The sequence below is a fragment of the Pseudomonas sp. MYb60 genome, from assembly GCF_002979555.1.
GTDB lineage: Bacteria > Pseudomonadota > Gammaproteobacteria > Pseudomonadales > Pseudomonadaceae > Aquipseudomonas.
Genome location: NZ_PCOZ01000007.1, coordinates 92,730 through 114,984, shown reverse-complemented (window position 1 = coordinate 114,984; position 22,255 = coordinate 92,730). Strand labels below are relative to the sequence as shown.

At 62.7% G+C, this 22,255-nt stretch carries 24 protein-coding genes; 18 read left to right on the top strand and 6 right to left on the bottom strand.

Annotation, left to right across the window (positions count from 1 at the left end; all coding sequences use genetic code 11):
• Positions 1–6 precede the first annotated feature (6 nt).
• The 15 genes from ccoO (CQ041_RS13890) to hemN all read left to right on the top strand — a co-directional run bounded on the left by ccoO (CQ041_RS13890) (position 7) and on the right by hemN (position 13,255).
• A complete protein-coding gene (ccoO, locus tag CQ041_RS13890; protein WP_105523035.1) occupies positions 7–615 on the top strand; it encodes a cytochrome-c oxidase, cbb3-type subunit II in 609 nt (202 codons plus the stop codon).
• 3 nt (positions 616–618) lie between these two features.
• Positions 619–819 (top strand): cbb3-type cytochrome c oxidase subunit 3, encoded by a 201-nt coding sequence (locus CQ041_RS13885; RefSeq protein ID WP_105523034.1) that lies wholly within the window; start codon positions 619–621, stop codon positions 817–819.
• Positions 816–1,748 (top strand): cytochrome-c oxidase, cbb3-type subunit III, encoded by a 933-nt coding sequence (gene ccoP / locus CQ041_RS13880; protein WP_105523033.1) that lies wholly within the window; start codon positions 816–818, stop codon positions 1,746–1,748. Before CQ041_RS13885 ends, ccoP (CQ041_RS13880) begins: the two co-directional genes overlap by 4 nt.
• Positions 1,749–1,877: 129 nt before the next feature.
• Positions 1,878–2,132 carry a type II toxin-antitoxin system Phd/YefM family antitoxin gene (locus CQ041_RS13875; RefSeq protein ID WP_105523032.1) on the top strand — a complete coding sequence of 85 codons (255 nt, stop codon included), beginning with the start codon at positions 1,878–1,880 and terminating at the stop codon, positions 2,130–2,132.
• Complete coding sequence (locus CQ041_RS13870; protein WP_105523031.1) at positions 2,133–2,543, top strand: type II toxin-antitoxin system VapC family toxin; 411 nt, start codon at positions 2,133–2,135, stop codon at positions 2,541–2,543. It abuts the gene before it with no gap.
• A 328-nt stretch (positions 2,544–2,871) separates the two neighbouring features.
• Positions 2,872–4,314 (top strand): cytochrome-c oxidase, cbb3-type subunit I, encoded by a 1,443-nt coding sequence (ccoN, locus tag CQ041_RS13865; RefSeq protein ID WP_105523030.1) that lies wholly within the window; start codon positions 2,872–2,874, stop codon positions 4,312–4,314.
• Complete coding sequence (ccoO, locus tag CQ041_RS13860; protein ID WP_105523029.1) at positions 4,314–4,922, top strand: cytochrome-c oxidase, cbb3-type subunit II; 609 nt, start codon at positions 4,314–4,316, stop codon at positions 4,920–4,922. Before ccoN ends, ccoO (CQ041_RS13860) begins: the two co-directional genes overlap by 1 nt.
• 5 nt (positions 4,923–4,927) lie before the next feature.
• Positions 4,928–5,113, top strand: a complete 186-nt coding sequence (locus tag CQ041_RS13855) for a cbb3-type cytochrome c oxidase subunit 3 (RefSeq protein WP_105523028.1) — start codon at positions 4,928–4,930, stop codon at positions 5,111–5,113.
• The gene (gene ccoP / locus CQ041_RS13850) at positions 5,110–6,087 is read left to right on the top strand and encodes a cytochrome-c oxidase, cbb3-type subunit III (protein WP_105523027.1); all 978 of its coding nucleotides are present in this window, start codon (positions 5,110–5,112) and stop codon (positions 6,085–6,087) included. Before CQ041_RS13855 ends, ccoP (CQ041_RS13850) begins: the two co-directional genes overlap by 4 nt.
• A 257-nt stretch (positions 6,088–6,344) precedes the next feature.
• Positions 6,345–7,748, top strand: a complete 1,404-nt coding sequence (gene ccoG / locus CQ041_RS13845; protein ID WP_105523026.1) for a cytochrome c oxidase accessory protein CcoG — start codon at positions 6,345–6,347, stop codon at positions 7,746–7,748.
• Positions 7,749–7,764: 16 nt separating this feature from the next.
• Positions 7,765–8,304 carry a FixH family protein gene (locus CQ041_RS13840; RefSeq protein WP_105523025.1) on the top strand — a complete coding sequence of 180 codons (540 nt, stop codon included), beginning with the start codon at positions 7,765–7,767 and terminating at the stop codon, positions 8,302–8,304.
• A gap of 115 nt (positions 8,305–8,419) precedes the next feature.
• Positions 8,420–10,864 carry a heavy metal translocating P-type ATPase gene (locus CQ041_RS13835; protein WP_105523024.1) on the top strand — a complete coding sequence of 815 codons (2,445 nt, stop codon included), beginning with the start codon at positions 8,420–8,422 and terminating at the stop codon, positions 10,862–10,864.
• Positions 10,865–10,880: 16 nt separating this feature from the next.
• Complete coding sequence (ccoS, locus tag CQ041_RS13830) at positions 10,881–11,093, top strand: cbb3-type cytochrome oxidase assembly protein CcoS (protein WP_105523023.1); 213 nt, start codon at positions 10,881–10,883, stop codon at positions 11,091–11,093.
• Positions 11,086–11,769: a sulfite exporter TauE/SafE family protein gene (locus CQ041_RS13825; protein ID WP_105523022.1), complete on the top strand. Its 684-nt coding sequence runs from the start codon at positions 11,086–11,088 to the stop codon at positions 11,767–11,769. Before ccoS ends, CQ041_RS13825 begins: the two co-directional genes overlap by 8 nt.
• A gap of 103 nt (positions 11,770–11,872) precedes the next feature.
• Positions 11,873–13,255: an oxygen-independent coproporphyrinogen III oxidase gene (gene hemN / locus CQ041_RS13820; protein ID WP_105523021.1), complete on the top strand. Its 1,383-nt coding sequence runs from the start codon at positions 11,873–11,875 to the stop codon at positions 13,253–13,255.
• Between the two features lie 6 nt (positions 13,256–13,261).
• On the opposite strand, the gene CQ041_RS13815 is transcribed toward hemN, so the two are convergent.
• Positions 13,262–13,441: a hypothetical protein gene (locus CQ041_RS13815; protein WP_146116061.1), complete on the bottom strand. Its 180-nt coding sequence runs from the start codon at positions 13,439–13,441 to the stop codon at positions 13,262–13,264.
• Positions 13,442–13,595: 154 nt separating this feature from the next.
• Between CQ041_RS13815 and fnr the strand changes: the two genes are divergently transcribed.
• Together fnr and CQ041_RS13805 are read left to right on the top strand one after the other, a co-directional pair.
• Positions 13,596–14,330, top strand: coding sequence for a fumarate/nitrate reduction transcriptional regulator Fnr (fnr, locus tag CQ041_RS13810; protein ID WP_105523019.1), 735 nt, complete (start codon positions 13,596–13,598; stop codon positions 14,328–14,330).
• 80 nt (positions 14,331–14,410) lie between these two features.
• Complete coding sequence (locus CQ041_RS13805) at positions 14,411–14,959, top strand: adenine phosphoribosyltransferase (protein ID WP_105523018.1); 549 nt, start codon at positions 14,411–14,413, stop codon at positions 14,957–14,959.
• Positions 14,960–15,085: 126 nt separating this feature from the next.
• On the opposite strand, the gene recR is transcribed toward CQ041_RS13805, so the two are convergent.
• The 4 genes from recR to dnaX form a co-directional block, all read right to left on the bottom strand.
• Positions 15,086–15,688, bottom strand: coding sequence for a recombination mediator RecR (recR, locus tag CQ041_RS13800; RefSeq protein WP_065873846.1), 603 nt, complete (start codon positions 15,686–15,688; stop codon positions 15,086–15,088).
• 66 nt (positions 15,689–15,754) lie between these two features.
• A complete protein-coding gene (locus tag CQ041_RS13795; protein ID WP_105523017.1) occupies positions 15,755–16,789 on the bottom strand; it encodes an NADP-dependent oxidoreductase in 1,035 nt (344 codons plus the stop codon).
• Positions 16,790–16,979: 190 nt separating this feature from the next.
• Positions 16,980–17,318, bottom strand: a complete 339-nt coding sequence (locus CQ041_RS13790; RefSeq protein ID WP_003175481.1) for a YbaB/EbfC family nucleoid-associated protein — start codon at positions 17,316–17,318, stop codon at positions 16,980–16,982.
• A 43-nt stretch (positions 17,319–17,361) separates the two neighbouring features.
• The gene (gene dnaX / locus CQ041_RS13785; RefSeq protein ID WP_105523016.1) at positions 17,362–19,407 is read right to left on the bottom strand and encodes a DNA polymerase III subunit gamma/tau; all 2,046 of its coding nucleotides are present in this window, start codon (positions 19,405–19,407) and stop codon (positions 17,362–17,364) included.
• A gap of 133 nt (positions 19,408–19,540) precedes the next feature.
• Here dnaX and CQ041_RS13780 point away from each other — a divergent pair, with 133 nt between their 5' ends.
• Positions 19,541–20,305, top strand: coding sequence for an ABC transporter substrate-binding protein (locus tag CQ041_RS13780; protein ID WP_105523015.1), 765 nt, complete (start codon positions 19,541–19,543; stop codon positions 20,303–20,305).
• On the opposite strand, the gene CQ041_RS13775 is transcribed toward CQ041_RS13780, so the two are convergent.
• A complete protein-coding gene (locus CQ041_RS13775; protein WP_105523014.1) occupies positions 20,299–22,248 on the bottom strand; it encodes a hypothetical protein in 1,950 nt (649 codons plus the stop codon). The genes CQ041_RS13780 and CQ041_RS13775 overlap by 7 nt on opposite strands.
• Positions 22,249–22,255: the final 7 nt, after the last annotated feature.

The following is a 22,255-nucleotide window of genomic DNA, read 5'->3' as shown; positions in this document are numbered from 1 at the left end:
TCTGTGATGAAACACGAAACGATTGAAAAGAACGTCGGCCTGCTGATGCTGCTCATGGTGCTCGCCGTGAGCATCGGCGGCCTGACCCAGATCGTCCCGCTGTTCTTCCAGGACGTGACCAACAAGCCAGTGGAAGGCATGAAGCCCTACACCGCGCTGCAACTGGAAGGCCGCGACATCTATATCCGCGAAGGCTGCGTCCAGTGCCACTCGCAGATGATCCGCCCGTTCCGCGCCGAAACCGAGCGCTACGGTCACTACTCGGTGGCCGGCGAGAGCGTGTGGGACCACCCGTTCCTGTGGGGCTCCAAGCGCACCGGGCCGGACCTGGCCCGCGTCGGCGCGCGCTACTCGGACGACTGGCACCGCGCACACCTGTACAACCCGCGCAACGTGGTGCCCGAGTCGAAAATGCCGGCCTATCCGTGGCTGGTCACGGCCCAGGTCGACAGCCGCCACACCGAGACCAAGTTGAACGTGATGCGCACCCTCGGCGTGCCCTACACCGACGACGACATCCGCGGCGCAGTCGCCAGCCTGAAGGGCAAGACCGAAATGGACGCGCTGGTTTCCTACCTGCAAGTGCTCGGCACTGCCATCAAGAGCAAGAGGTGAGCCATGGGATTTGAATTCGATGCGGGCACCATCCGCGGCCTCGGCACGCTGGTGGTCGCCATCGCCTTTATCGGCCTGTCGCTGTGGGTGTTCAACAACCGCCGCAACGCGGAGTTCGAGCAGGCACGCCTGCTGCCGTTCGCCGATGAACCTTCACCCTCCGACGCTCAAGAAGAGCCTGCAACAAGGAGCAATCGGCCATGACCCTATTCTGGAGTACATGGATCTGCGTACTGACCCTGGGCAGCCTGTTCGGCCTGACCTGGCTGCTGATCAGCACCCGCAAGGGCGAAACCAAGGGCAGCGTCGACCAGACCATGGGCCACGCCTTCGACGGCATCGAGGAATACGACAACCCACTGCCCCAATGGTGGTTCATGCTGTTCGTCGGCACCCTGGTGTTTGCGGTCGGCTACCTGATCCTCTACCCGGGCCTGGGCAACTGGAAAGGCGTGTTGCCGGGTTACGAGGACGGCTGGACCTCGGCCAAGGAGTGGGACAAGGAAATGACCCGCGCCGACAGCAAGTTCGGGCCGATCTTCGCCAAGTTCGCGGCCATGCCGGTGGAAGAAGTCGCCAAGGACCCGCAGGCGCTGAAAATGGGCGGCCGTCTGTTTGCTTCCAACTGTGCGGTGTGCCACGGCTCGGATGCCAAGGGCGCCTTCGGCTTTCCCAACCTGGCAGACGACATCTGGCGCTGGGGCGGTTCGGCGGAAGCCATCAAGACCACCATCCTCAACGGTCGCCACGCGGCAATGCCGGCATGGGGCGGGATACTCGGCGATGAAGGCGTGAAGAACGTGGCGGCCTACGTGCGCCACGAACTGGCCAAGCTGCCGTTGCCAGCCGACAGCACTGCCGATCTGGCCAAGGGCCAAGCTTCATACACGTCCACATGCGTGGCCTGCCACGGTCCGGAGGGCCATGGCATGGAAATGATGGGCGCGCCAGACCTGACCCAGCCAGCCGGCTACATCTACGGCACCAGCCTGGCGCAGTTGCAGCAAACCATCCGCCACGGTCGCCAGGGCCAGATGCCGGCTCAGGACGTCATGCAAGGCAATGACAAAGTGCACCTGCTGGCGGCGTATGTGTACAGCCTGTCCCATGGGGAGCCGAAGAACGCGCAATAAGCGCTCTTCGCAACGCTTGAAGCCCCGCCCGGTCAACACTGGGCGGGGCTTTTTTCTGGGGCTGGCTTGCCGTGTGCAGCGCCTAAGTAGTAACGCATCTACATTCACCCTGGCCAGGGGAGTCACCCCATGACGATCACGACAATTACCAGCCGCGAATTCAATCAAGACACAAGCGGTGCCAAAAAAGCCACGCGGCAAGGGCCGGTTTTCATCACCGATCGTGGCAGACCTGCCCATGTACTGCTAAGCATTGAGGATTACCAGACACTCACCGGCCTGAATGCCGACATCGTCGACCTGTTGGTCATGCCGGAAGCCGCCGATATCGACTTCGACACCGAACGAGCCGTGATCACCCATCGCCCCGTGGACCTCTCTTGAATGTACCTGCTCGACACCCACGTCATTTCTGAACTGCGCAAACCCCAGGCGGATAAAAACGTCGTCGCCTGGGCCAAGAGCGTCATCGCGCCCCGCATGTTCATTTCGGTCATCACCCTCAATGAACTGGAAACCGGGGTACTGCGCATCGAGCGGCGCGACCCGGCGCAAGGCCAGGTGTTGCGCGCCTGGCTCAAGCGCCATGTGATGCCGGCGTTCGATGCCAGGATCCTGCCGGTGGATGCCGCCGTTGCGTTGCGCTGCGCCCGTTTGCATGTACCGGACCAGGCCAACGAAAGCGATGCCCTGATCGCGGCGACGGCGTTGGTGCATGGGCTTACTGTCGTCACGCGCAATGTCAGCGACTTCAAATCCAGTGGCGTGGACGTGATCAATCCCTGGGAACAATGACCGGGCCTATCGCTGCAAAAGGCGCGACTTTTTGTCGCACCCCCTCCAAAGCACACCTTTCCCCTCCTGCCATTCGGGTCTACGCTTTCCTCCACGACGAAGCGGCTTTCGGCGCTTGCAACGGGGTTCGTTGCGGGGCCGAAAAATTCCTGTCCACTTGATCAGCTTTCGATTTCTGATTTTGTCCTTACGCTAAACAGGGAAAGGGCGCAGAATCTGGCGTGGCACGCCTTGACGCAGGTCAGCGTTGCGTTGCATTGGCCTCTCGCTTTCTACATACTTGCGGCCGATTTTCACTATAAAAAAACCTAAACCGTGGAACCTTAGAATGAGCACAGCAATCAGTCCGACTGCTTATAACTATAAGGTAGTCCGCCAGTTCGCCATCATGACGGTGGTCTGGGGGATCCTTGGCATGGGGCTCGGGGTGTTCATCGCCTCGCAACTGGTCTGGCCGGAATTGAACTTCGACCTGCCCTGGACGACCTTCGGTCGCCTGCGCCCGCTGCACACCAACCTGGTAATCTTCGCCTTCGGCGGATGTGCACTGTTTGCCACCTCCTACTATGTCGTGCAGCGAACCTGCCAGACGCGACTGATCTCCGATGGCCTAGCCGCCTTCACCTTCTGGGGCTGGCAAGCCGTCATCGTCGGCGCCATCGTCACCCTGCCCCTGGGTTACACCACCACCAAGGAATACGCCGAGCTGGAATGGCCCATCGCCATTTTGCTGGCCATCGTGTGGGTGTCCTACGGCGCGGTGTTCTTCGGCACCATCGTCAAGCGCAAGACCAAGCACATCTACGTCGGCAACTGGTTCTACGGCGCCTTTATCGTGGTGACGGCGATGCTGCACATCGTCAACCACGCGTCCCTGCCGGTGAGCCTGTTCAAGTCGTATTCGGCCTACTCCGGGGCCACGGATGCGATGATCCAGTGGTGGTACGGCCACAACGCGGTAGGTTTTTTCCTGACCACCGGTTTTCTCGGGATGATGTACTACTTCGTGCCCAAACAGGCCGAACGTCCTATTTACTCGTACCGTTTGTCCATCGTGCACTTCTGGGCGCTGATCACCCTGTACATCTGGGCCGGCCCGCACCACCTGCACTACACCGCGTTGCCGGACTGGGCACAATCGCTGGGCATGGCGATGTCGATCATCCTGCTGGCCCCGAGCTGGGGCGGCATGATCAACGGCATGATGACCCTGTCGGGCGCCTGGCATAAATTGCGCACCGACCCGATCCTGCGCTTCCTCGTGGTGTCCCTGGCGTTCTACGGCATGTCGACCTTCGAAGGGCCGATGATGGCGATCAAGACCGTCAACTCGCTGTCCCACTACACCGACTGGACCATCGGCCACGTCCACGCCGGCGCGCTCGGCTGGGTGGCGATGATCTCAATCGGCGCGATCTACCACATGATCCCCCGACTGTTCGGGCGCGTGCAGATGCACAGCGTCGCGCTGATCAACACGCACTTCTGGCTGGCCACCATCGGCACCGTGCTCTACATCGCCTCGATGTGGGTCAACGGCATCACCCAGGGCCTGATGTGGCGTGCGATCAACGATGACGGCACCCTCACCTACTCCTTCGTCGAAGCGCTGCAAGCCAGCCACCCGGGCTACATCGTCCGCGCCCTGGGCGGTGCGTTCTTTGCCGCCGGCATGCTGTTCATGGCCTACAACGTCTGGCGCACCGTGCGTGCCTCGGACCCTGCAGAAGCCGAAGCCGCCGCCAAGATCGCCGTTGTGGGAGCCCACTGATGAAGCATGAAGTAGTCGAGAAGAACATCGGCCTGCTGGCCTTTTTCATGGTCATCGCCGTGAGCGTCGGCGGCCTGACCCAGATCGTCCCGCTGTTTTTCCAGGACGTGACCAACAAGCCGGTCGAAGGCATGAAGCCACGCACCGCCCTTGAGCTGGAAGGCCGCGACGTCTACATCGCCAACGGCTGCGTGGGTTGCCACTCGCAGATGATCCGCCCGTTCCGCGCCGAAACCGAACGCTACGGCCACTACTCGGTCGCCGGTGAAAGCGTGTGGGACCACCCGTTCCTGTGGGGTTCCAAGCGTACCGGCCCGGACCTGGCCCGTGTCGGCGGACGTTACTCCGATGACTGGCAACGCGCGCACCTGTACAACCCGCGCAACGTGGTGCCTGAGTCGAAAATGCCGGCGTACCCGTTCCTCGTGGAAAACAAGCTCGACGGCAAGGACACCGCGAAGAAGATGGAAGTCTTGCGCACCCTGGGCGTGCCCTACACCGATGAAGACATCGCCGGTGCAGCCGCAGCCGTGAAGGGCAAGACCGAAATGGACGCATTGGTGGCCTACCTGCAAGGCCTTGGCACCATCATCAAAAGCAAACGGTGACCTTCATGGATATCGGGATGATTCGTGGCCTGGGCACCGTCGTGGTGATGGTGGCCTTTGTCGGCCTGGCGTTGTGGGTGTTCAGCCCCAAGCGCAAGTCGGAGTTTGACGACGCGACCTTGCTGCCCTTTGCGGATGATCCCGAAGCCATCAAGCACGTCGAGCAAGCTTCTAGGAGTAACAAAGAATGACTACGTTCTGGAGTCTGTACGTCACAGTCCTCAGTCTGGGTACCATTTTTGCCCTGACCTGGCTGCTGCTGTCGACCCGCAAGGGCCAGCGCGCCGAGCAAACCGACGAGACCGTCGGGCATTCGTTCGACGGCATCGAGGAGTACGACAACCCGCTGCCAAAATGGTGGTTCATGCTCTTCGTCGGCACCATCATCTTTGCCCTCGGCTACCTGGTGCTGTACCCGGGCCTGGGCAACTGGAAAGGCGTGTTGCCCGGTTACAACTACCTCGACAACGACAAGCAAACCCCCTTCGCCAACGGCCAGACCGGCTGGACCGGCGTGCACGAATGGGAAAAGGAAATGGCACGCTCGGAAGCCAAGTTCGGGCCGATCTTCGCCAAGTTCGCCTCGATGCCCATCGAGGAAGTCGCCAAGGACCCGCAAGCCTTGAAGATGGGCGGTCGCCTGTTCGCCTCCAACTGCTCGGTGTGCCACGGTTCCGACGCCAAGGGCGCCTATGGCTTTCCCAACCTGACCGATGCCGATTGGCGTTGGGGCGGTGACCCGGCGATGATCAAGGAAACCATCATGAAGGGCCGCCACGCCGCCATGCCGGGCTGGCTGGAGAGTCTGAAGGAGCAAGGCGTCAGCGACGTTGCCGCGTTTGTCGTGACCAACCTCGACGGCCGCAAGCTGCCGGAAGGCGTCAAGGCTGACGTGGCCAACGGCGAGAAGATCTTCGGCACCTACTGCGTCGCCTGCCACGGCCCGCAAGGCAAGGGCACCCCGGCCCTGGGCGCGCCCGACCTGACCCACCCGGGTGCCTTCATCTACGGTTCGAGCTTCGCCCAACTGCAGCAGACCATCCGCTTCGGCCGCCAGGGCCAGATGCCGGCGCAGGAACAGTTGCAGGGCAATGACAAGGTGCACTTGCTGGCGGCTTATGTTTATAGCCTGTCCCATGGGGATAAGAAGGCTGAGGAGCAGTAAGGCTGTTGTGGATCATTAAAACTACAACAAATCAATGTGGGAGGGGGCTTGCCCCCTCCCACATTGGATACTCAGTGTTTTGACGACCGGGTCAGCCAAAACCGACCATACTTGCCAGTTCAATTGATCCAGATCATATAGGTCGCACCCGTTCAACATCATCGGGGGCGTATCATTACACCACTGCAAGACCTTTCATTTGACCCCGGCTGGCACGTACTGGCCGAGGCAAATCTCCACCGCCGTGGGATGCAATGATGAGCGACCAAATACCGGTACACGACGTTACCCCCCCTGCCAAAACCGTCGACCTCTACGCCTCGAGAGAGAAAATCTACACCCGTGCCTTCACCGGCCTGTTCCGCAATCTGCGCATGCTCGGTGGTGCGCTGTTGTTCCTGCTCTACTTCGGCACCGTGTGGCTGAACTGGGGCGGCCACCAGGCAGTGTGGTGGAACCTGCCGGAGCGCAAATTCTTCATCTTTGGCGCCACGTTCTGGCCTCAGGACTTCATCCTGCTCTCGGGCATTCTTATCGTCGCGGCGTTCGGCCTGTTCTTTATCACCGTGTACGCCGGGCGCGTATGGTGCGGCTATACCTGCCCGCAGAGCGTGTGGACGTGGATCTTCATGTGGTGCGAAAAAGTCACCGAAGGCGACCGCAACCAGCGCATCAAGCTCGACAAGGCGCCCATGGACGCCAACAAATTCCTGCGCAAATTCAGCAAGCACACGCTGTGGCTGCTGATTGGCTTTGTCACCGGCCTGACCTTTGTCGGCTACTTTTCACCGATCCGCGAGCTGGTGTTCGACTTCTTCACCGGCCAGGCCGATGGCTGGTCGTATTTCTGGGTCGGGTTCTTCACCCTCGCCACCTACGGCAACGCGGGATGGCTGCGTGAACAAGTGTGCATCTACATGTGCCCGTATGCGCGCTTCCAGAGCGTGATGTTCGACAAGGACACCCTGATCGTTTCCTACGACCCACGCCGTGGCGAATTGCGTGGCCCGCGTAAAAAAGGCACCGACTACAAGGCCCAGGGTCTGGGCGACTGCATCGACTGCACCATGTGCGTGCAGGTCTGCCCCACCGGAATCGACATCCGCGACGGCCTGCAGATCGAGTGCATCGGGTGTGCCGCGTGCATCGACGCCTGCGACACCATCATGGACAAAATGGAGTACCCACGCGGCCTGATCAGCTACACCACCGAACACAACCTGTCGGGGCAGAAAACCCACAAGCTGCGCCCACGCCTGATCGGTTACGCGCTGGTGCTGCTGACAATGATCGGCTTGCTGGTAGCGGCGTTCTTCATGCGCTCGCTGGTGGGTTTCGACGTGAGCAAGGACCGGGTGCTGTACCGCGAGAACGCCGAAGGCCGCATCGAAAACGTCTACAGCCTGAAGATCATGAACAAGGACCAGCGCGACCACACCTACGTCCTCGACGCCGCCGGCCTGCCCGATCTCAAGCTACAGGGCCGGCGCGAAATCAAGGTGGCCGCCGGTGATATCGTCAGCATGCCGGTGGAGTTGTCGAGTGCGCCGGAGCAGTTGCCATCGAGCACCAACGAGGTCAAATTCATCCTTACCGATGCCGACGACGCCAGTGTCCGTATCGAAGCCAAGAGCCGATTTATCGGCCCACAAGTCCGCTAAAGAAGAGAGCTGAACGATGTCTGTCGCTACTGCCGCAAGCCCTTGGTACAAGCACCTCTGGCCCTGGATCATCATTGCGATCCTGGCCTGCTCGGTGACCCTGACCTTGTCCATGGTGACCATCGCGGTGAACAACCCGGACAACTTGGTCAACGACAATTACTACGAGGCCGGCAAGGGCATCAACCGCTCCCTGGACCGCGAACTGCTGGCCCAGACCCTACAACTGCGCGCCAAGGTGCACCTGGATGAACTGACCGGTGAAGTCGAATTGCACCTGAGCGGCAACAGCAACCCGACCACCCTGGAGCTCAACCTGATCTCCCCGACCCAGCCGCAGAAAGACCGCAAGATCAACCTCGCCCGCAGCGACAGCGAACCGGGGCGCTACATCGGGCAGGTCACCGACAGGGTCGAAGGCCGGCGCTTTGTGGAGCTGCTCGGCGTGGAAGGCGACCGCACCTGGCGCCTGTTCGAGGAAGAACAGGTCAGCCATGACAAGGATTTGCTGCTGGGTGATGAGGCTCTGCAGGGTGCTGAAGACCTGAAAAAGTAAACAGCCTGCGCTTCGCGCATCGGGGGCAAGCCCCCTCCCACAGAGGATCGCGGTGTCCATGTGGGAGGGGGCTTGCCCCCGATGAGGTCCTCCCAGCCACTACAGATTCCAACCCATGACCACCGCCTGCTACCACTGCGCCCTCCCTGTCCCCGCCGGCAGCCGCTTCACCACGGTCATCCTCGGTGAGCGCCGCGAGCTCTGCTGCCCCGGCTGCCAGGCCGTGGCCGAAGCCATTGTGGCCGGTGGCCTGGAAAGCTATTACCAACACCGCAGCGAAGCCTCCGCCAACCCCGAGGCGCTGCCGGTGCAATGGGTGGACGAACTGGCGCTCTACGACCGCGCCGACGTGCAAAAGCCCTTCGTGCGCCACGACGGCGACCTCGCTGAAACCACCCTGCTGATGGAGGGCATCAGTTGCGCGGCCTGCGGCTGGCTGATTGAAAAACACCTGCGCGGCCTGCCGGCGGTGGCCGAGGCGCGGCTGAACCTGTCCAATCATCGCCTGCACGTGCGCTGGGCTGACGCGCAGTTGCCCCTTAGCCACGTGCTCAGCGAGTTGCGCCATATCGGTTACGCGGCTCACCCCTATCAGGCCGATCGCGCCGCCGAACAACTGGCCACGGAAAACCGCCGGGCCTTGCGCCAACTCGGCGTGGCCGGGCTGCTGTGGTTCCAGGCGATGATGGCAACCATGGCCACCTGGCCAGAGTTCAATATCGACCTCAGCCCGGAACTGCATGTGATCCTGCGCTGGGTGGCGATGTTTCTTACCACCCCCATCGTGTTCTACAGCTGCGCGCCGTTTTTCAAAGGCGCGCTGCGTGACCTGCGCACGCGGCACCTGACCATGGACGTGTCGGTGTCCCTGGCGATTGGCGGCGCGTACCTGGCCGGCATCTGGACCGCGATCACGGGCGTGGGTGAGTTGTACTTCGACGCCGTCGGCATGTTCGCGTTGTTCCTGCTGGCCGGGCGTTACCTGGAACGCCGCGCCCGCGAGCGTACGGCAGCGGCCACTGCGCAGTTGGTCAACCTGCTGCCGGCCTCGTGCCTGCGCTTGAATGCTGAAGGCCAGAGCGAACGCATCTTGCTCAGCGAACTCGCCCTGGGCGACCGTGTGCTGGTGCATCCGGGCGCGGTGTTGCCGGCGGACGGGGTGATTGTCGACGGCCAATCCAGCATCGACGAGTCCCTGCTCACGGGCGAATACCTGCCGCAACCGCGCCACGCCGGCGATGCGGTCACCGCCGGCACCCTCAACGTCGAAAGTGCACTGACCGTCGAAGTCCGCGCCTTGGGCCACGACACCCGCTTGTCCGCCATCGTGCGCCTGCTGGAGCGGGCCCAGGCCGATAAACCCCGACTGGCCCGCATCGCCGACCGCGCCGCCCAGTGGTTCCTGTTGTGTTCCCTGATCGCCGCCGCCGTGATCGGACTGGTGTGGTGGGAGCTGGATTCCGCGCGGGCGTTCTGGATTGTGCTGGCGATGCTGGTCGCGACCTGCCCGTGCGCCCTTTCGCTGGCCACACCGACCGCCCTCACGGCCGCCACCGGCAGCCTGCACAAACTCGGGCTGTTGCTGACCCGCGGCCATGTGCTGGAAGGCTTGAACCAGATCGACACGGTGATTTTCGACAAGACCGGCACCCTGACCGAAGGCCGCCTGGCGCTGCGCGCGATTCGCCCCTTGGGCGCGCTGGGCAGCGATGAATGCCTGGGCCTCGCCGCCGCCCTCGAAAACCGCTCCGAGCACCCGATTGCCCGCGCCTTTGGCCGTGCCCCCCTGGCCGCCGATGAAGTACTGAGCACCCCCGGCCTCGGCCTGGAAGGCCGTGTCGGCGAGCGCCAGCTGCGTATCGGCCAGCCGGGCTATGTGTGTGCGCTCAGCGGTTGCCCGACGCCCGCGCCCCCCGACGAAGCCGGCCAATGGCTGCTGCTGGGCGACCGCGACGGCGCCCTCGCCTGGTTCGTGCTGGACGACCGCCTGCGCAGCGACGCGCCTGCCCTGCTGGCGGCGTGCAAGGCACGCGGTTGGCGCACGCTGCTGTTGTCCGGGGACAGCTCGCCGATGGTTGCCAGTGTGGCCGCCGAGTTGGGTATCGATGACGCCCGAGGCGGCCTGCGTCCGGACGACAAGCTGCTCGTGTTGCAACAGTTGCATCAGGAAGGCCGCAGGGTGCTGATGCTCGGCGATGGGGTCAATGATGTGCCGGTACTCGCCGCAGCGGATATCAGCGTGGCCATGGGCTCGGCCACCGACCTGGCCAAGACCAGCGCGGACGCCGTGCTGCTGTCCAATCGCCTCGACGCCTTGGTGCAGGCCTTTACCCTCGCGCGCCGCACGCGCCGGGTCATCATCGAAAACCTGTTGTGGGCCGGGCTGTACAATGGCCTTATGCTGCCGTTTGCGGCGCTGGGTTGGGTGACCCCGATCTGGGCCGCCGTGGGCATGTCCCTCAGCTCATTGACCGTGGTACTCAACGCCCTGCGCCTGACTCGCCTGCCGAGTGCGCAGCTGGCCGATACCCTCCCATCAACCCGCCCGCTGCCGGCCTGATCCCTTTGGAGTTCCAATGCCAGCTTTATACGTGATGATCCCCGCAGCGCTGTTGTTGGTGGGCGTGGCTATCTACGTGTTCTTCTGGGCTGTGGACAGCGGCCAGTACGACGACCTCGACGGCCCCGCCCACAGCGTGCTGTTCGACGATCAGGACCCCAACCACCTGGCCGGCGTCGAAGAAGCCAACCCTCCCGAACCACCGCCCAAAGACCCGCCCCATGCTTGATCTGGCGCCGCTGCTGGTCTCCGCGCTGATCCTCGGCCTGCTCGGCGGTGGCCATTGCCTGGGCATGTGCGGCGGGCTGATGGGCGCGCTGACGCTGGCCATTCCAGCGGAGCAACGCAGCCGGCGTTTTCGCCTGCTGCTGGCGTACAACCTGGGGCGCATCCTCAGCTACGCCACCGCCGGCGTGTTGATCGGCCTCGCGGGCTGGGCCGTGGCCAACAGTCCGGCGGCGATGTTCATGCGGGCAGTGGCCGGGTTGCTGTTGATCAGCATGGGGCTTTACCTCGCCGGCTGGTGGAGCGGCCTCACCCGTATCGAAGCCCTGGGACGCGGCCTGTGGCGGCATATCCAGCCGATTGCCAGCCGTTTGCTGCCGGTGTCTAGCCTGCCGCGCGCCCTGCTGCTGGGCGCGCTGTGGGGCTGGCTGCCCTGCGGGTTGGTCTACAGCACCTTGTTGTGGGCGGCGAGCCAGGGCAATGCGCTGGACAGTGGTCTACTGATGCTGGCGTTCGGCCTGGGCACCTGGCCGGTGTTGCTGGCTACTGGGCTGGCGGCCGAGCGCATCACCGCGCTGTTGCGCAAACGCAGCGTGCGCATGGCGGGTGGCTTGCTGGTGATGCTGTTCGGCATCTGGACCTTGCCCGGCCCGCACCAGCACTGGCTGATGGGCCATTGATAGGGGATGTGGCATAGCGCCGCTCCCCGTTGATACAAATCAACATGTCACCCCTGCCACGCCTCTAGACTCGGCCCACTAGCCTATCCGGGGGACCGCCCGCATGCTCGACGCCATTCGTTGGGACACCGACCTGATTCACCGCTACGACCTGGCGGGACCACGCTACACGTCCTACCCCACCGCCGTGCAATTCGACAGCCAGGTCGGCACCTTCGACCTGCTCCACGCCCTGCGCGACAGCCGTAAGGCCGTGCGGCCACTGTCGCTCTATGTGCACGTGCCGTTCTGCGCCAACATTTGCTATTACTGCGCGTGCAACAAAGTCATTACCAAGGACCGTGGCCGCGCCCACGCCTACCTGCAACGCCTGGAGCAGGAGATCCAGCTGGTGGCTTGCCACCTGGACCCGAAACAACCGGTGGAACAGCTGCATTTCGGCGGCGGCACCCCGACCTTTCTCAGCCACGACGAGTTGCGCCAGGTCATGGGCCGCCTGCGCCAGCACTTCAACTTGCTGGAGGACGACTCCGGCGACTACGGCATCGAGATCGACCCGCGCGAAGCCGACTGGGCCACCATGGGCCTGTTGCGCGAGCTGGGCTTCAATCGCGTGAGCATCGGCGTGCAGGACCTCGACCCCGAGGTGCAGCGCGCCGTCAACCGCCTGCAAAGCCTGGAAGAAACCCGCGCCGTGATTGATGCCGCGCGCACCCTGCAGTTTCGCTCGATCAATATCGACCTGATCTATGGCCTGCCCAAGCAGACCCCGATCAATTTCGCGCGCACCGTGGAAGAAGTGATCCGCCTGCAGCCCGACCGCCTGTCAGTGTTCAACTACGCCCACCTGCCGGAGCGCTTCATGCCGCAGCGGCGCATCAACGGCGACGAGCTGCCGTCGCCGGCGGAAAAACTGCTGATGCTGCACACCACCATCGAGCAACTGACCCAGGCCGGCTACCGCTACATCGGCATGGACCACTTTGCCCTGCCCGATGACGAACTGGCCATCGCTCAGGAGGATGGCACCCTGCAACGCAACTTCCAGGGCTATACCACCCACGGCCACTGCGACCTGATCGGCCTGGGCGTGTCCGCCATCAGCCAGATTGGCGACCTGTACTGCCAGAACAGCAGTGACCTCGGCGCCTACCAGAACACCCTCGCCAGCGCGCAGCTGGCCACCAGCCGTGGCCTGGTGTGCACCACGGACGATCGGTTGCGGCGCGAAGTGATTCAGCAGTTGATCTGCACGTTCAACCTGGCCTATGCGCCGATCGAACAGGCGTTCAACATTGATTTTCGTGGCTATTTCGACGAGATCTGGCCGCAGCTCGACGTCATGGCGGCTGATGGCCTGATCGAACTTGATGCCCAGGGCATCCGCGTGTTGCCCGCCGGACGCTTGCTGGTGCGTTCGGTGTGCATGGTGTTTGACGCCTACCTGGAACATCAGAACCGGCAGCGCTTCTCGCGGGTGATCTGAGCGTCGTTACTTCATCGCCAGGCTGGCCGTCTTCATTGCCGCGCCAGAGATCACAACAGAAACGGCAGGCGTGGCTTCATCGGCAATGGGCGCGTCGGTAAGCACCGCCTGGGCTGTGTTTTTTTGCGATTCGGGCGTTGCAGGGATCTGGGTGCGTAACGCCAGGTCGAGGGTAATGGAAGCCATCTTGTGAACGTCCCGGTTCTGGGGTTGATAGCAGGCCACCGGCTCACAGTGCGGATTCTTTATACGTTGCCGGTTTTTTGTACAGGCTGGCCTCACAACCCCCCGGTGCGTTACCCTTACGTCTTATGTGTGTTTTCCCACAAGGATTTAAGAAATGTCCGAGCCAGTCAAACTGCGCGCTCACAGCCAGGCTCACTGCAAGGATTGCAGCCTGGCCCCCCTCTGCCTGCCACTTTCGCTGAATCTGGAAGACATGGATGCGCTGGACGACATCGTTAAACGCGGCCGGCCGCTGAAGAAAGGTGAGTTCCTGTTTCGCCAGGGCGACCAGTTCGACTCCGTCTACGCCGTGCGTTCGGGAGCGTTGAAGACCTTCAGCCTGAGCGATGGTGGCGAAGAACAGATCACTGGGTTCCACCTGCCCAGCGAGTTGGTGGGGCTGTCGGGCATGGACACCGAGATTCATCCGGTGTCGGCACAGGCGCTGGAGACGACGTCCGTGTGCGAAATTCCTTTCGAGCGCCTGGACGAACTGGCCCTGCAACTGCCCCAACTGCGCCGCCAATTGATGCGCGTGATGAGCCGCGAAATTCGTGACGACCAGCAGATGATGCTGCTGCTCTCGAAAAAGACCGCCGACGAGCGCATCGCCACGTTCCTGGTCAACCTGTCGGCGCGCTTCCGCGCACGGGGCTTCTCGGCCAACCAGTTCCGCCTGAGCATGTCGCGCAATGAAATCGGCAACTACCTGGGCCTGGCGGTGGAAACCGTGTCCCGCGTATTTACCCGTTTCCAGCAGAACGAGCTGATCGCCGCCGAAGGCAAGGAAGTGCACATCCTCGACCCCATCCAGCTGTGCGCGCTGGCCGGTGGCTCCCTGGAGAGCTGATCCAGACACCTGCGGCCGCGCCAATCGGCGAGGTCGCAGGTATACTTCGAGTCCGTTTTCCAATCCAGGACTCCTCGACGATGACCTTCGATTCGTTCGACATCAAATCCCTGATCCGTCCCGTCATCGACTTCCCCAAGCCGGGGGTCATCTTTCGCGACATCACACCGCTGTTCCAATCGCCCCGCGCCCTGCGCCTGGTCGCCGACAGCTTTGCCCAGCGCTATGTCGAGGCTGACTTCAGCCATATCGGCGCGATGGATGCGCGAGGCTTCCTGATTGGTTCGATCATCGCCTATCAGTTGAACAAGCCGCTGATCCTGTTCCGCAAACAGGGCAAACTGCCCGCTGACGTGCTGGCCGAGGGTTACCAGACCGAGTACGGCGAAGCCTTCCTGGAAGTGCACGCCGACAGCCTGTGCGAAGGCGACTCGGTGCTGATGTTCGATGACCTGATCGCCACCGGCGGTACGTTGATCGCAGCGGCGAACCTGGTGCGACGCATGGGCGCGAAGATCTTTGAAGCGGCGGCGATTATTGATTTGCCGGAGTTGGGTGGGTCGCAGCGGTTGGAAGATATGGGGATTCCCACCTTCTGCCTGACGCAATTTGGTTTGACTGAGCAATAATTTTTGTTGCCTGTACTGGCCTCATCGGGGGCAAGCCCCCTCCCACACTTGACCGAATACATCTTTTGGAATGTGGGAGGGAGCTTGCCCCCGATGGCGGTGGGTCAGCCACTGAATCTTTTGACTTTACAACGCGATGGGCTTGCGACCCGCGAAGGAATGCGCCAGCGTCCCGCCATCCACCAATTCCAGCTCGCCACCCAGCGGCACGCCGTGGGCGATGCGTGAGGTGATCAGGCCTTTGTTGCTCAGCAGTTGGGCGATGTAATGGGCAGTCGCCTCGCCTTCAACTGTCGGGTTGGTGGCCAGGATCACTTCGGTAAACGTGCCCTGCTCTTCAATACGTGCCACCAACTGCGGAATGCCAATGGCCTCCGGGCCTAGGCCGTCGAGCGGTGACAGGTGGCCCTTGAGCACGAAATAGCGGCCGCGATAGCCGGTCTGCTCCACCGCGTACACGTCCATCGGCCCTTCCACTACGCACAGCAGCGTATCGTCGCGGCGTGGGTCGGCGCATTGGGGGCACAGTTCTTCTTCGGTCAGCGTGCGGCACTGGCGGCAGTGGCCCACACCGGTCATGGCCTGGCTCAGGGCCTGGGCCAATCGGGTGCCGCCGCTGCGATCACGCTCCAGCAATTGCAGCGCCATGCGCTGGGCGGTTTTCTGGCCGACGCCCGGCAAAGTGCGCAGGGCGTCGATCAGTTGGCGAATCAGGGGGCTGAAGCTCATGGGCGAAGGGTCCGACAAAACAACGAGACGCGGTTTATACCCGCGCCCCGGATAAGCGTCAAATGCTCAATCCTGTGCGACGCGCACCACCAACTTGCCGAAGTTGCGCCCTTCGAGCAAACCGATAAACGCTTCGGGCGCCTGCTCCAGGCCATCCACGACGTCTTCGCGGAATTTGACCTTGCCCTCGCGCACCCACGGCGCCATGGCGCTGATGAACTCAGGCTGGCGGTCACCGTAGTCGTCGAACACGATAAAGCCCTGGATGCGTACGCGCTTGGTCAGCAGGGTACGTTGCAGCGCTGGCAGGCGGTCAGGACCACTGGGCGCCTCATGGGCGTTATAACCGGCAATCAGCCCACACAAGGGAATGCGCGCCCTGGGGTTGAGCAGCGGTACCACCGCGTCGAACACTTTGCCGCCGACGTTCTCGAAGTAGATGTCGACGCCCTTGAAGCAGGCCAGGGCCAGTTCATTGGCGAAATCGGCGCTCTTGTGGTCGACACAGGCGTCGAAGCCCAGCTCCTCCACCACGTAGCGACACTTGTCCGCGCCGCCGGCGATGCCTACCACACGCAGGCCCTTGAGCTTGGCCACCTGCCCCACCACCGAGCCCACGGCACCGGATGCCGCCGCGACTACCAACGTTTCGCCGGCCTTCGGCTGGCCGATGTCCATCAGGCCCATGTAGGCCGTCATGCCGGGCATGCCCAGCACGCCCAGGGCCATGGAAGGGCTGGCCAGACCTTTAGGCACCGGGATCAGGTTGGTGCCATCGGAAATGCTGTGGCTCTGCCAGCCGGTGGCACCGACCACCAGGTCACCCACGGCGTACTTTGGATTACGCGATTGTTCGATACGGCTGACCGCCCCGCCGGTCATCACTTCGTCGATTTCGACGGGTGCGGCGTAGGAAGGTGCGTCGCTCATGCGCCCGCGCATGTAGGGGTCGAGGGACAGGTACAACGTTTTCAGCAACACCTGGCCGTCCGCCAGCTCTGGCAGGTTTACCCGCTCCAGGCGGAAGTTTTCCGGGGTGGGCGCACCCTGTGGGCGTGAGACCAGGACAATGCGCTGGTTGAGAATCGGTTCTTGAGGCATCAGGGGCTCCTTTTACAAATCCATCGGTATAGGGTGCAGACCATGATAGAACGGTTGGGGTTCGATGTTTTATCGACAGCACCGAAGTGAATGCCTCGCAGGCAAGCCAGATCCTACTTGGGTCGCGGCGCGCGCAAAAAAAATGCCAGGCACTGAGGCCTGGCATTCGAGTCTAGCTAACGCTCGCCGATCAGAACGGCAGCTTCATGCCCGGCGGCAATTGCATGCCAGCGGTCACGCCGCCCATTTTTTCCTGGCTGTTGGCTTCGATCTTGCGCACGGCGTCGTTGACGGCGGCGGCGAACAACGCTTCGAGCATTTCCAGGTCATCTTCACCCACGCCTGGCAGCACGCTTGGGTCGATGCTCACGCGCTTGATGTCGTGACGACCGGTCATCACCACGCTGACCATATCGCCACCGGCTTTACCGGTGACTTCGGCGTTGGCCAGTTCTTCCTGCATCTTGGCCATCTTTTCCTGCATCTGCTGTGCCTGCTTCATCAGGCCGGCCATGCCACCTTTCATCATGGGAATTCCCTCAAAGTACGTGGATCAAGTGAGTAGCCCGGTGTCAGGACGCCTGGGGCACCGGGGCTTCGACAGGTTCAATTGTATCGTGGCGGACGACCGCACCGAACTGTTGCATCATTTGCTGGATGAGCGGATCGGCGTGGATCGAATCCTCCGCCTCGCGCTGGCGGTTGATACGCCGGCGGGTCGCGGCCTGGGCCGGGGTTTCCTGCTCTGGCTTGACCAGCTCGATGGTGATGGTCAGCGTGCGCTCATGATACTGGTTCAGTGCGTCATTCAGGCGACGTTGCTGGGTCGCGTTGAACAGGGCGCTGTGGGCCGGGTCCAGGTGCAACAGCCAGTGGTCGCCGTCGACGGAAATAAGCGTGCAGTTGGCGGCGATGCTGCCGGTCATGCCGGAGATCGGCAGTTTCGGGAACAATTCCAGCCACTGCAGGGCCAGGCCGGTGGCCGGCGCTGCGGCGGGTTCCGGCTCGGGCTCGGGGGCCGGCTCGGCAGCGTGTTCGCTGGCCAGGTCGTCCAGGTAGCTGTAAGCCGAATCCATGTCCGGCTCGATGTAGTCTTCGTCCAGCGGCGGTTCATCGTCATCGATACCCGGAACAGCTGCTTCCACCTGGGCGACGGTCGGCTCAGGCACCGGCGCCGAGACCCACTCGGGCGCATCCGGTACCACGCTGTCCGGCGTCGGCGTAGGCATGGGCGTCAGTTCGGGTTGCTCACCGAGGGTTTCCAGCACGGGCTCAACGGCGGGCGCCTGCTCAGCGTCGACTTCAACCTCTACCGGATCATTCCAAGGCAGGTCGACGACCGGCTCAGGCGCGACAACAGGTTCCGGCTCGACCACGGGTGCAGCGACAACAGGCTCGGGCACCGGCGCAATCGGCGCAGGCGCAGCAACCACTGGCACGACGACCGTCGCGCCAGCCACTGGTTTGGCGGAATCAACTGTGGCCTGGCTGATCCCCACTGGCTTTAGCGGCTGTCTCGGCGCGTCGGCCGTATCGGCGGGCCGGAACGCCAGCATCCGCAGCAGCACCATTTCGAAGCCACCACGCGGGTCCGGCGCCAGTGGCAGGTCGCGGCGACCGATCAGACCCATCTGGTAATAGAACTGCACGTCTTCGGCCGGCAGTGCCTGGGCCAGGGCCAACACGCGGTCGCGGTCGCCATGGCCGTTGTCGACGCCTTCCGGCAAGGCCTGGGCGATGGCAACGCGGTGCAGCACATTGAGGATTTCCGAGAGCACGCCGTTCCAGTCCGGCCCTTGCTCCGACAGATGGCGTACGGCTTCGAGCAACGCCTTGGCGTCGCCTTCGATCAGCGCGTGCAGCACATCGAACACCTGGCCGTGGTCGAGGGTGCCGAGCATGGCGCGCACATCCGCAGCCAGTACCTTGCCTTCACCGAAGGCGATGGCCTGGTCGGTGAGGCTCATGGCATCACGCATCGAACCATCGGCGGCGCGGCCGAGCAGCCACAGCGCGTCATCTTCGAACGGTACGTTCTCGACGCCCAGCACGTGGGTCAAATGCTCGACCACGCGCTCAGGGGTCATGTTTTTCAGGGAAAACTGCAGGCATCGCGACAGAATGGTCGCAGGCAGTTTCTGCGGGTCGGTGGTGGCCAGGATGAATTTGACGTAGGGCGGCGGCTCTTCCAGGGTTTTCAACAGTGCGTTGAAGGAATGACTGGAAAGCATGTGCACTTCGTCGATCAGGTAGACCTTGAAGCGGCCACGGCTCGGCGCGTACTGCACGTTGTCCAGCAACTCGCGGGTGTCTTCGACCTTGGTGCGGCTCGCGGCGTCGATCTCGATCAGGTCGACGAAACGCCCTTCGTCGATTTCCTTGCACACCGAGCAGGTGCCGCAGGGCGTCGAAGTGATACCGGTTTCACAGTTCAGGCATTTGGCGATGATGCGCGCAATGGTGGTCTTGCCCACCCCACGGGTACCGGTGAACAGGTAGGCGTGGTGCAGCCGCTGGCTGTCCAAGGCATTGATCAGAGCCTTGAGCACATGGGTCTGGCCGACCATTTCGCGGAACGAGCGCGGACGCCATTTACGTGCAAGAACCTGATAACTCATCGAAAACCGTCGCAACTGGGAAGCGGAAGCCGGTAATGCTAGCGGAGCAAGGGGGAAATTGCATCCGGCATGCTCGCCTAATCTGACTAAGCTCTTGTGATTGGCCCCAAAAAGGCCTGAACCCGGAGAGCATATGCGCGTAGTCCTGGGCGCTTTATGGATGATCACCACGGCAAGCCTCGCAGCGCCCGCACCGCTGCGCTTCTCGGTTTCCGACAGTTGGGCGATGCCCATGATGCACCTGCAGGACGGTCGTCCCACTCAGGGCATTTTGTATGACTTGATGTTAAGCCTGGCCACCCAGGTCGGCTTACCCGCCGAATTTCATGTACTGGCCCGGGCCCGTATCTCAGCGGCCATGGAACACGGCGACATTGATGTGCGCTGTTATGTCGCCCAGGCCTGGGTCGACAACCTGTCCGGCGACTACACCTGGAGCGTGCCGCTGCTGGTGCAGCGCAACCTGCTGGTCAGCACCCATGTGCCGGTGCAGGCGATCCAGGTGACCACCCTCGCCCCCCAGTCGATCGGCACAGTGCTCAATTATCGCTATGCCACCCTCGACCCCTTGTTCGCCAGCGGCCAACTGACCCGTGACGATGCCCGCAGCGAAGAACAGGTGCTGCAAAAGCTCGTGGCCGGGCGCTTCAAGTATGCGGTGACCAATGAGTGGACCCTCGACCGCTTCAACCACCACCTGCCCCCCGGACGGCGCCTGCATAAAGTCGCCGTCATCGAAGAGCAAAACCTGGGCTGCACCGTACGCAACGACCCGAATGTGCCGGTGCAGCGCATTCTGCGCACGCTGCTGAGGATGAAAATGTCCGGGGAAATCGACGACCTCATTCAGTTGTACACCGGCGAGGCGTCTAGGGTCGTGGAGCAAGCCGATCAGTAGCCATGGGATTCCCGGAATGCCCGGGACGTGTGGTAATCGATCCACTCCACCACGTCGTAAGGCAGGTACAGCTGCAATGTGGCCCGCGATATCGCGATGTACACGGCACACAATCGCTGATCGAAGGCGTAGGCGTCTTTGAACGGCACGTTGCTCAGCAATTCGGGGGTCAACAGCACCCGATCGAACTCCATGCCGCCCGCCTCTTCGGCCAGCATCAACACGCAGCGCTTGCCGGGCACGCCGCTGAGGCGGTTCAAACGGGTGATATCGGCGACGTTGAAGCCGTTTTCCAGCTGACTCTCTACCCACAAGAACGATTCATCGAACTGGCAGGCCTCTTGTACTTGCCGCCAGTCGTCCAAATCGCGGAAGTACGCGTGCGGGCCTGTGTCGTTGTGCTCGTTGCTGTAGAAGTCGGGCTTGAACAGCGCGATCACGCTGGTCATGAAGCGTTGCAGGTCCTGCTGCGCAGCGGCATCCGCCAAGCCAAACGGGCAATGGGCCTGTTGCAACTGGATGGCCCATTTCATGGTGTCCCAATGGGACGCGGTCAACACCACGCAGCCTTCCGGCGGCACGAAGCCTTGTGGGTAATGCTCAATGCCGACGTCGGCGTCCCGCGCCCCTTCGAATGGGATCTTGCTCTTTTCCGAGTGCACGCTGATCAGCGGGTTGACCAGGCGCTCGACATTGCGCCCGGACCGTACTGAATAACTGATATCGCTTTGCCGGACTTCGCGCTTGCGCCTGACCATTTCACCCGTGGCCAATTGGTACTCATCGCCCAGGGTGATCAGCACCTGGCGACCGCGCTCAATGATCTGCAGCAGCGAGGCCGGAATATCCTGGCTTTCGTCGATCAGCACATGGGTATAACGGGGCGGCACCACACATCCGGCAAGGCTCGCCTGCTTGATCAGCCAGAGCGTGGCAAAGCCGGTCTGCGCGGCCCATTGGGGGTTGCGCTCGAGGTAGGTCCATAGCCGGCTTGAATACTCCAGTAACACCTGAGCATCCAGGCTCGACAAGGCCTGCTTGAAATGCGGCAAATGCCGGGAAGACAGGCTGGTATGACTGGAGTGGCAATAACGTTCGAGCACCTTGAGGCACACCTCCAGCGCCGCCGGGCCATCGTGGCCGCGCCAACCGTGGATATCCAGGGTCTGCGCCACCGCCTGCTTGCCCGGCAACCGCGCGGCGGTGTTCGCAACCGGTGGCCGGGGGCCCTGCAACAACGCCTTGGCGAATGCGGCGAACGTCGAACCGGCCTTGCCATCCCGGGCCAGGCCCATGCGCTCGCGCAGCGTTGCCAACTTGGCGCCGGTGCGTGCGAGCACCAAGGTCTTTTCGGGGCGCAGGCACTCCATCAGCGCGCCGAGCAAGTGGCTCTTGCCAATGCCCGCATAGCCCTGGACGTGCAAGTCTTCGTTGAGGTTGGCGCGAAAGGTGCGCAGCAGCTTGTCTTGCGCCGGGCTGAGCCAGCGCTCGCGGTGCCGTGGGGTGATCATCTGCTGGCTGAACGGGTCGTTGCTGCGCAGGTGGCGAACCTTGTAGCCGATATCCCATTTGCCGGTGGGCAGCAGGTAATCCCGCGCCGCGACTTCTTCAGCCCGTAGCAGGCGCAGGTTGACGGTCTTGAGCGCATTGAAGCCGAAGTACAACTTGCGTGGGTCGAACAGCCTCTGCGCTTCCGGCAGCAACGCCGCGGGAGAGTCGACCGCCCAACCGATCAGCTTGACCAGGATGCGCTCGGCGGCCGTGCAGGTCAGGTCCTGTTCGGCAGCCTGGGCCAGGTGCTGGATGACCAGCACCGCCGCCAGCTCGGGGTCCGTCAGGCCGGCCAGAGCCTGGGCGCCGTCGGCAGTCAGCAGCGCCGTGCAGGTGTCTTCGGTGACCGGCAGGAAAACCGGGCTGGCCAGGTCAAAATGTTCCGGTTGCATAAGTCCT

Bases quoted from the DNA above. Each gene is read 5' to 3' on its own strand.
- CQ041_RS13840 (WP_105523025.1), top strand. From the start codon at position 7,765: ATGTCTGTCGCTACTGCCGCAAGCCCTTGGTACAAGCACCTCTGGCCC.
- fnr (WP_105523019.1), top strand. From the start codon at position 13,596: ATGTCCGAGCCAGTCAAACTGCGCGCTCACAGCCAGGCTCACTGCAAG.
- CQ041_RS13835 (WP_105523024.1), top strand. From the start codon at position 8,420: ATGACCACCGCCTGCTACCACTGCGCCCTCCCTGTCCCCGCCGGCAGC.
- CQ041_RS13870 (WP_105523031.1), top strand. From the start codon at position 2,133: ATGTACCTGCTCGACACCCACGTCATTTCTGAACTGCGCAAACCCCAG.
- recR (WP_065873846.1), bottom strand. From the start codon at position 15,688: ATGAGCTTCAGCCCCCTGATTCGCCAACTGATCGACGCCCTGCGCACT.
- CQ041_RS13790 (WP_003175481.1), bottom strand. From the start codon at position 17,318: ATGATGAAAGGTGGCATGGCCGGCCTGATGAAGCAGGCACAGCAGATG.
- ccoP (WP_105523033.1), top strand. From the start codon at position 816: ATGACCCTATTCTGGAGTACATGGATCTGCGTACTGACCCTGGGCAGC.
- CQ041_RS13885 (WP_105523034.1), top strand. From the start codon at position 619: ATGGGATTTGAATTCGATGCGGGCACCATCCGCGGCCTCGGCACGCTG.
- CQ041_RS13805 (WP_105523018.1), top strand. From the start codon at position 14,411: ATGACCTTCGATTCGTTCGACATCAAATCCCTGATCCGTCCCGTCATC.
- CQ041_RS13875 (WP_105523032.1), top strand. From the start codon at position 1,878: ATGACGATCACGACAATTACCAGCCGCGAATTCAATCAAGACACAAGC.
- dnaX (WP_105523016.1), bottom strand. From the start codon at position 19,407: ATGAGTTATCAGGTTCTTGCACGTAAATGGCGTCCGCGCTCGTTCCGC.
- ccoO (WP_105523029.1), top strand. From the start codon at position 4,314: ATGAAGCATGAAGTAGTCGAGAAGAACATCGGCCTGCTGGCCTTTTTC.
- CQ041_RS13780 (WP_105523015.1), top strand. From the start codon at position 19,541: ATGCGCGTAGTCCTGGGCGCTTTATGGATGATCACCACGGCAAGCCTC.
- hemN (WP_105523021.1), top strand. From the start codon at position 11,873: ATGCTCGACGCCATTCGTTGGGACACCGACCTGATTCACCGCTACGAC.
- CQ041_RS13855 (WP_105523028.1), top strand. From the start codon at position 4,928: ATGGATATCGGGATGATTCGTGGCCTGGGCACCGTCGTGGTGATGGTG.
- CQ041_RS13795 (WP_105523017.1), bottom strand. From the start codon at position 16,789: ATGCCTCAAGAACCGATTCTCAACCAGCGCATTGTCCTGGTCTCACGC.
- ccoG (WP_105523026.1), top strand. From the start codon at position 6,345: ATGAGCGACCAAATACCGGTACACGACGTTACCCCCCCTGCCAAAACC.
- ccoO (WP_105523035.1), top strand. From the start codon at position 7: ATGAAACACGAAACGATTGAAAAGAACGTCGGCCTGCTGATGCTGCTC.
- CQ041_RS13815 (WP_146116061.1), bottom strand. From the start codon at position 13,441: ATGGCTTCCATTACCCTCGACCTGGCGTTACGCACCCAGATCCCTGCA.
- CQ041_RS13825 (WP_105523022.1), top strand. From the start codon at position 11,086: ATGCTTGATCTGGCGCCGCTGCTGGTCTCCGCGCTGATCCTCGGCCTG.
- ccoN (WP_105523030.1), top strand. From the start codon at position 2,872: ATGAGCACAGCAATCAGTCCGACTGCTTATAACTATAAGGTAGTCCGC.
- ccoS (WP_105523023.1), top strand. From the start codon at position 10,881: ATGCCAGCTTTATACGTGATGATCCCCGCAGCGCTGTTGTTGGTGGGC.
- CQ041_RS13775 (WP_105523014.1), bottom strand. From the start codon at position 22,248: ATGCAACCGGAACATTTTGACCTGGCCAGCCCGGTTTTCCTGCCGGTC.
- ccoP (WP_105523027.1), top strand. From the start codon at position 5,110: ATGACTACGTTCTGGAGTCTGTACGTCACAGTCCTCAGTCTGGGTACC.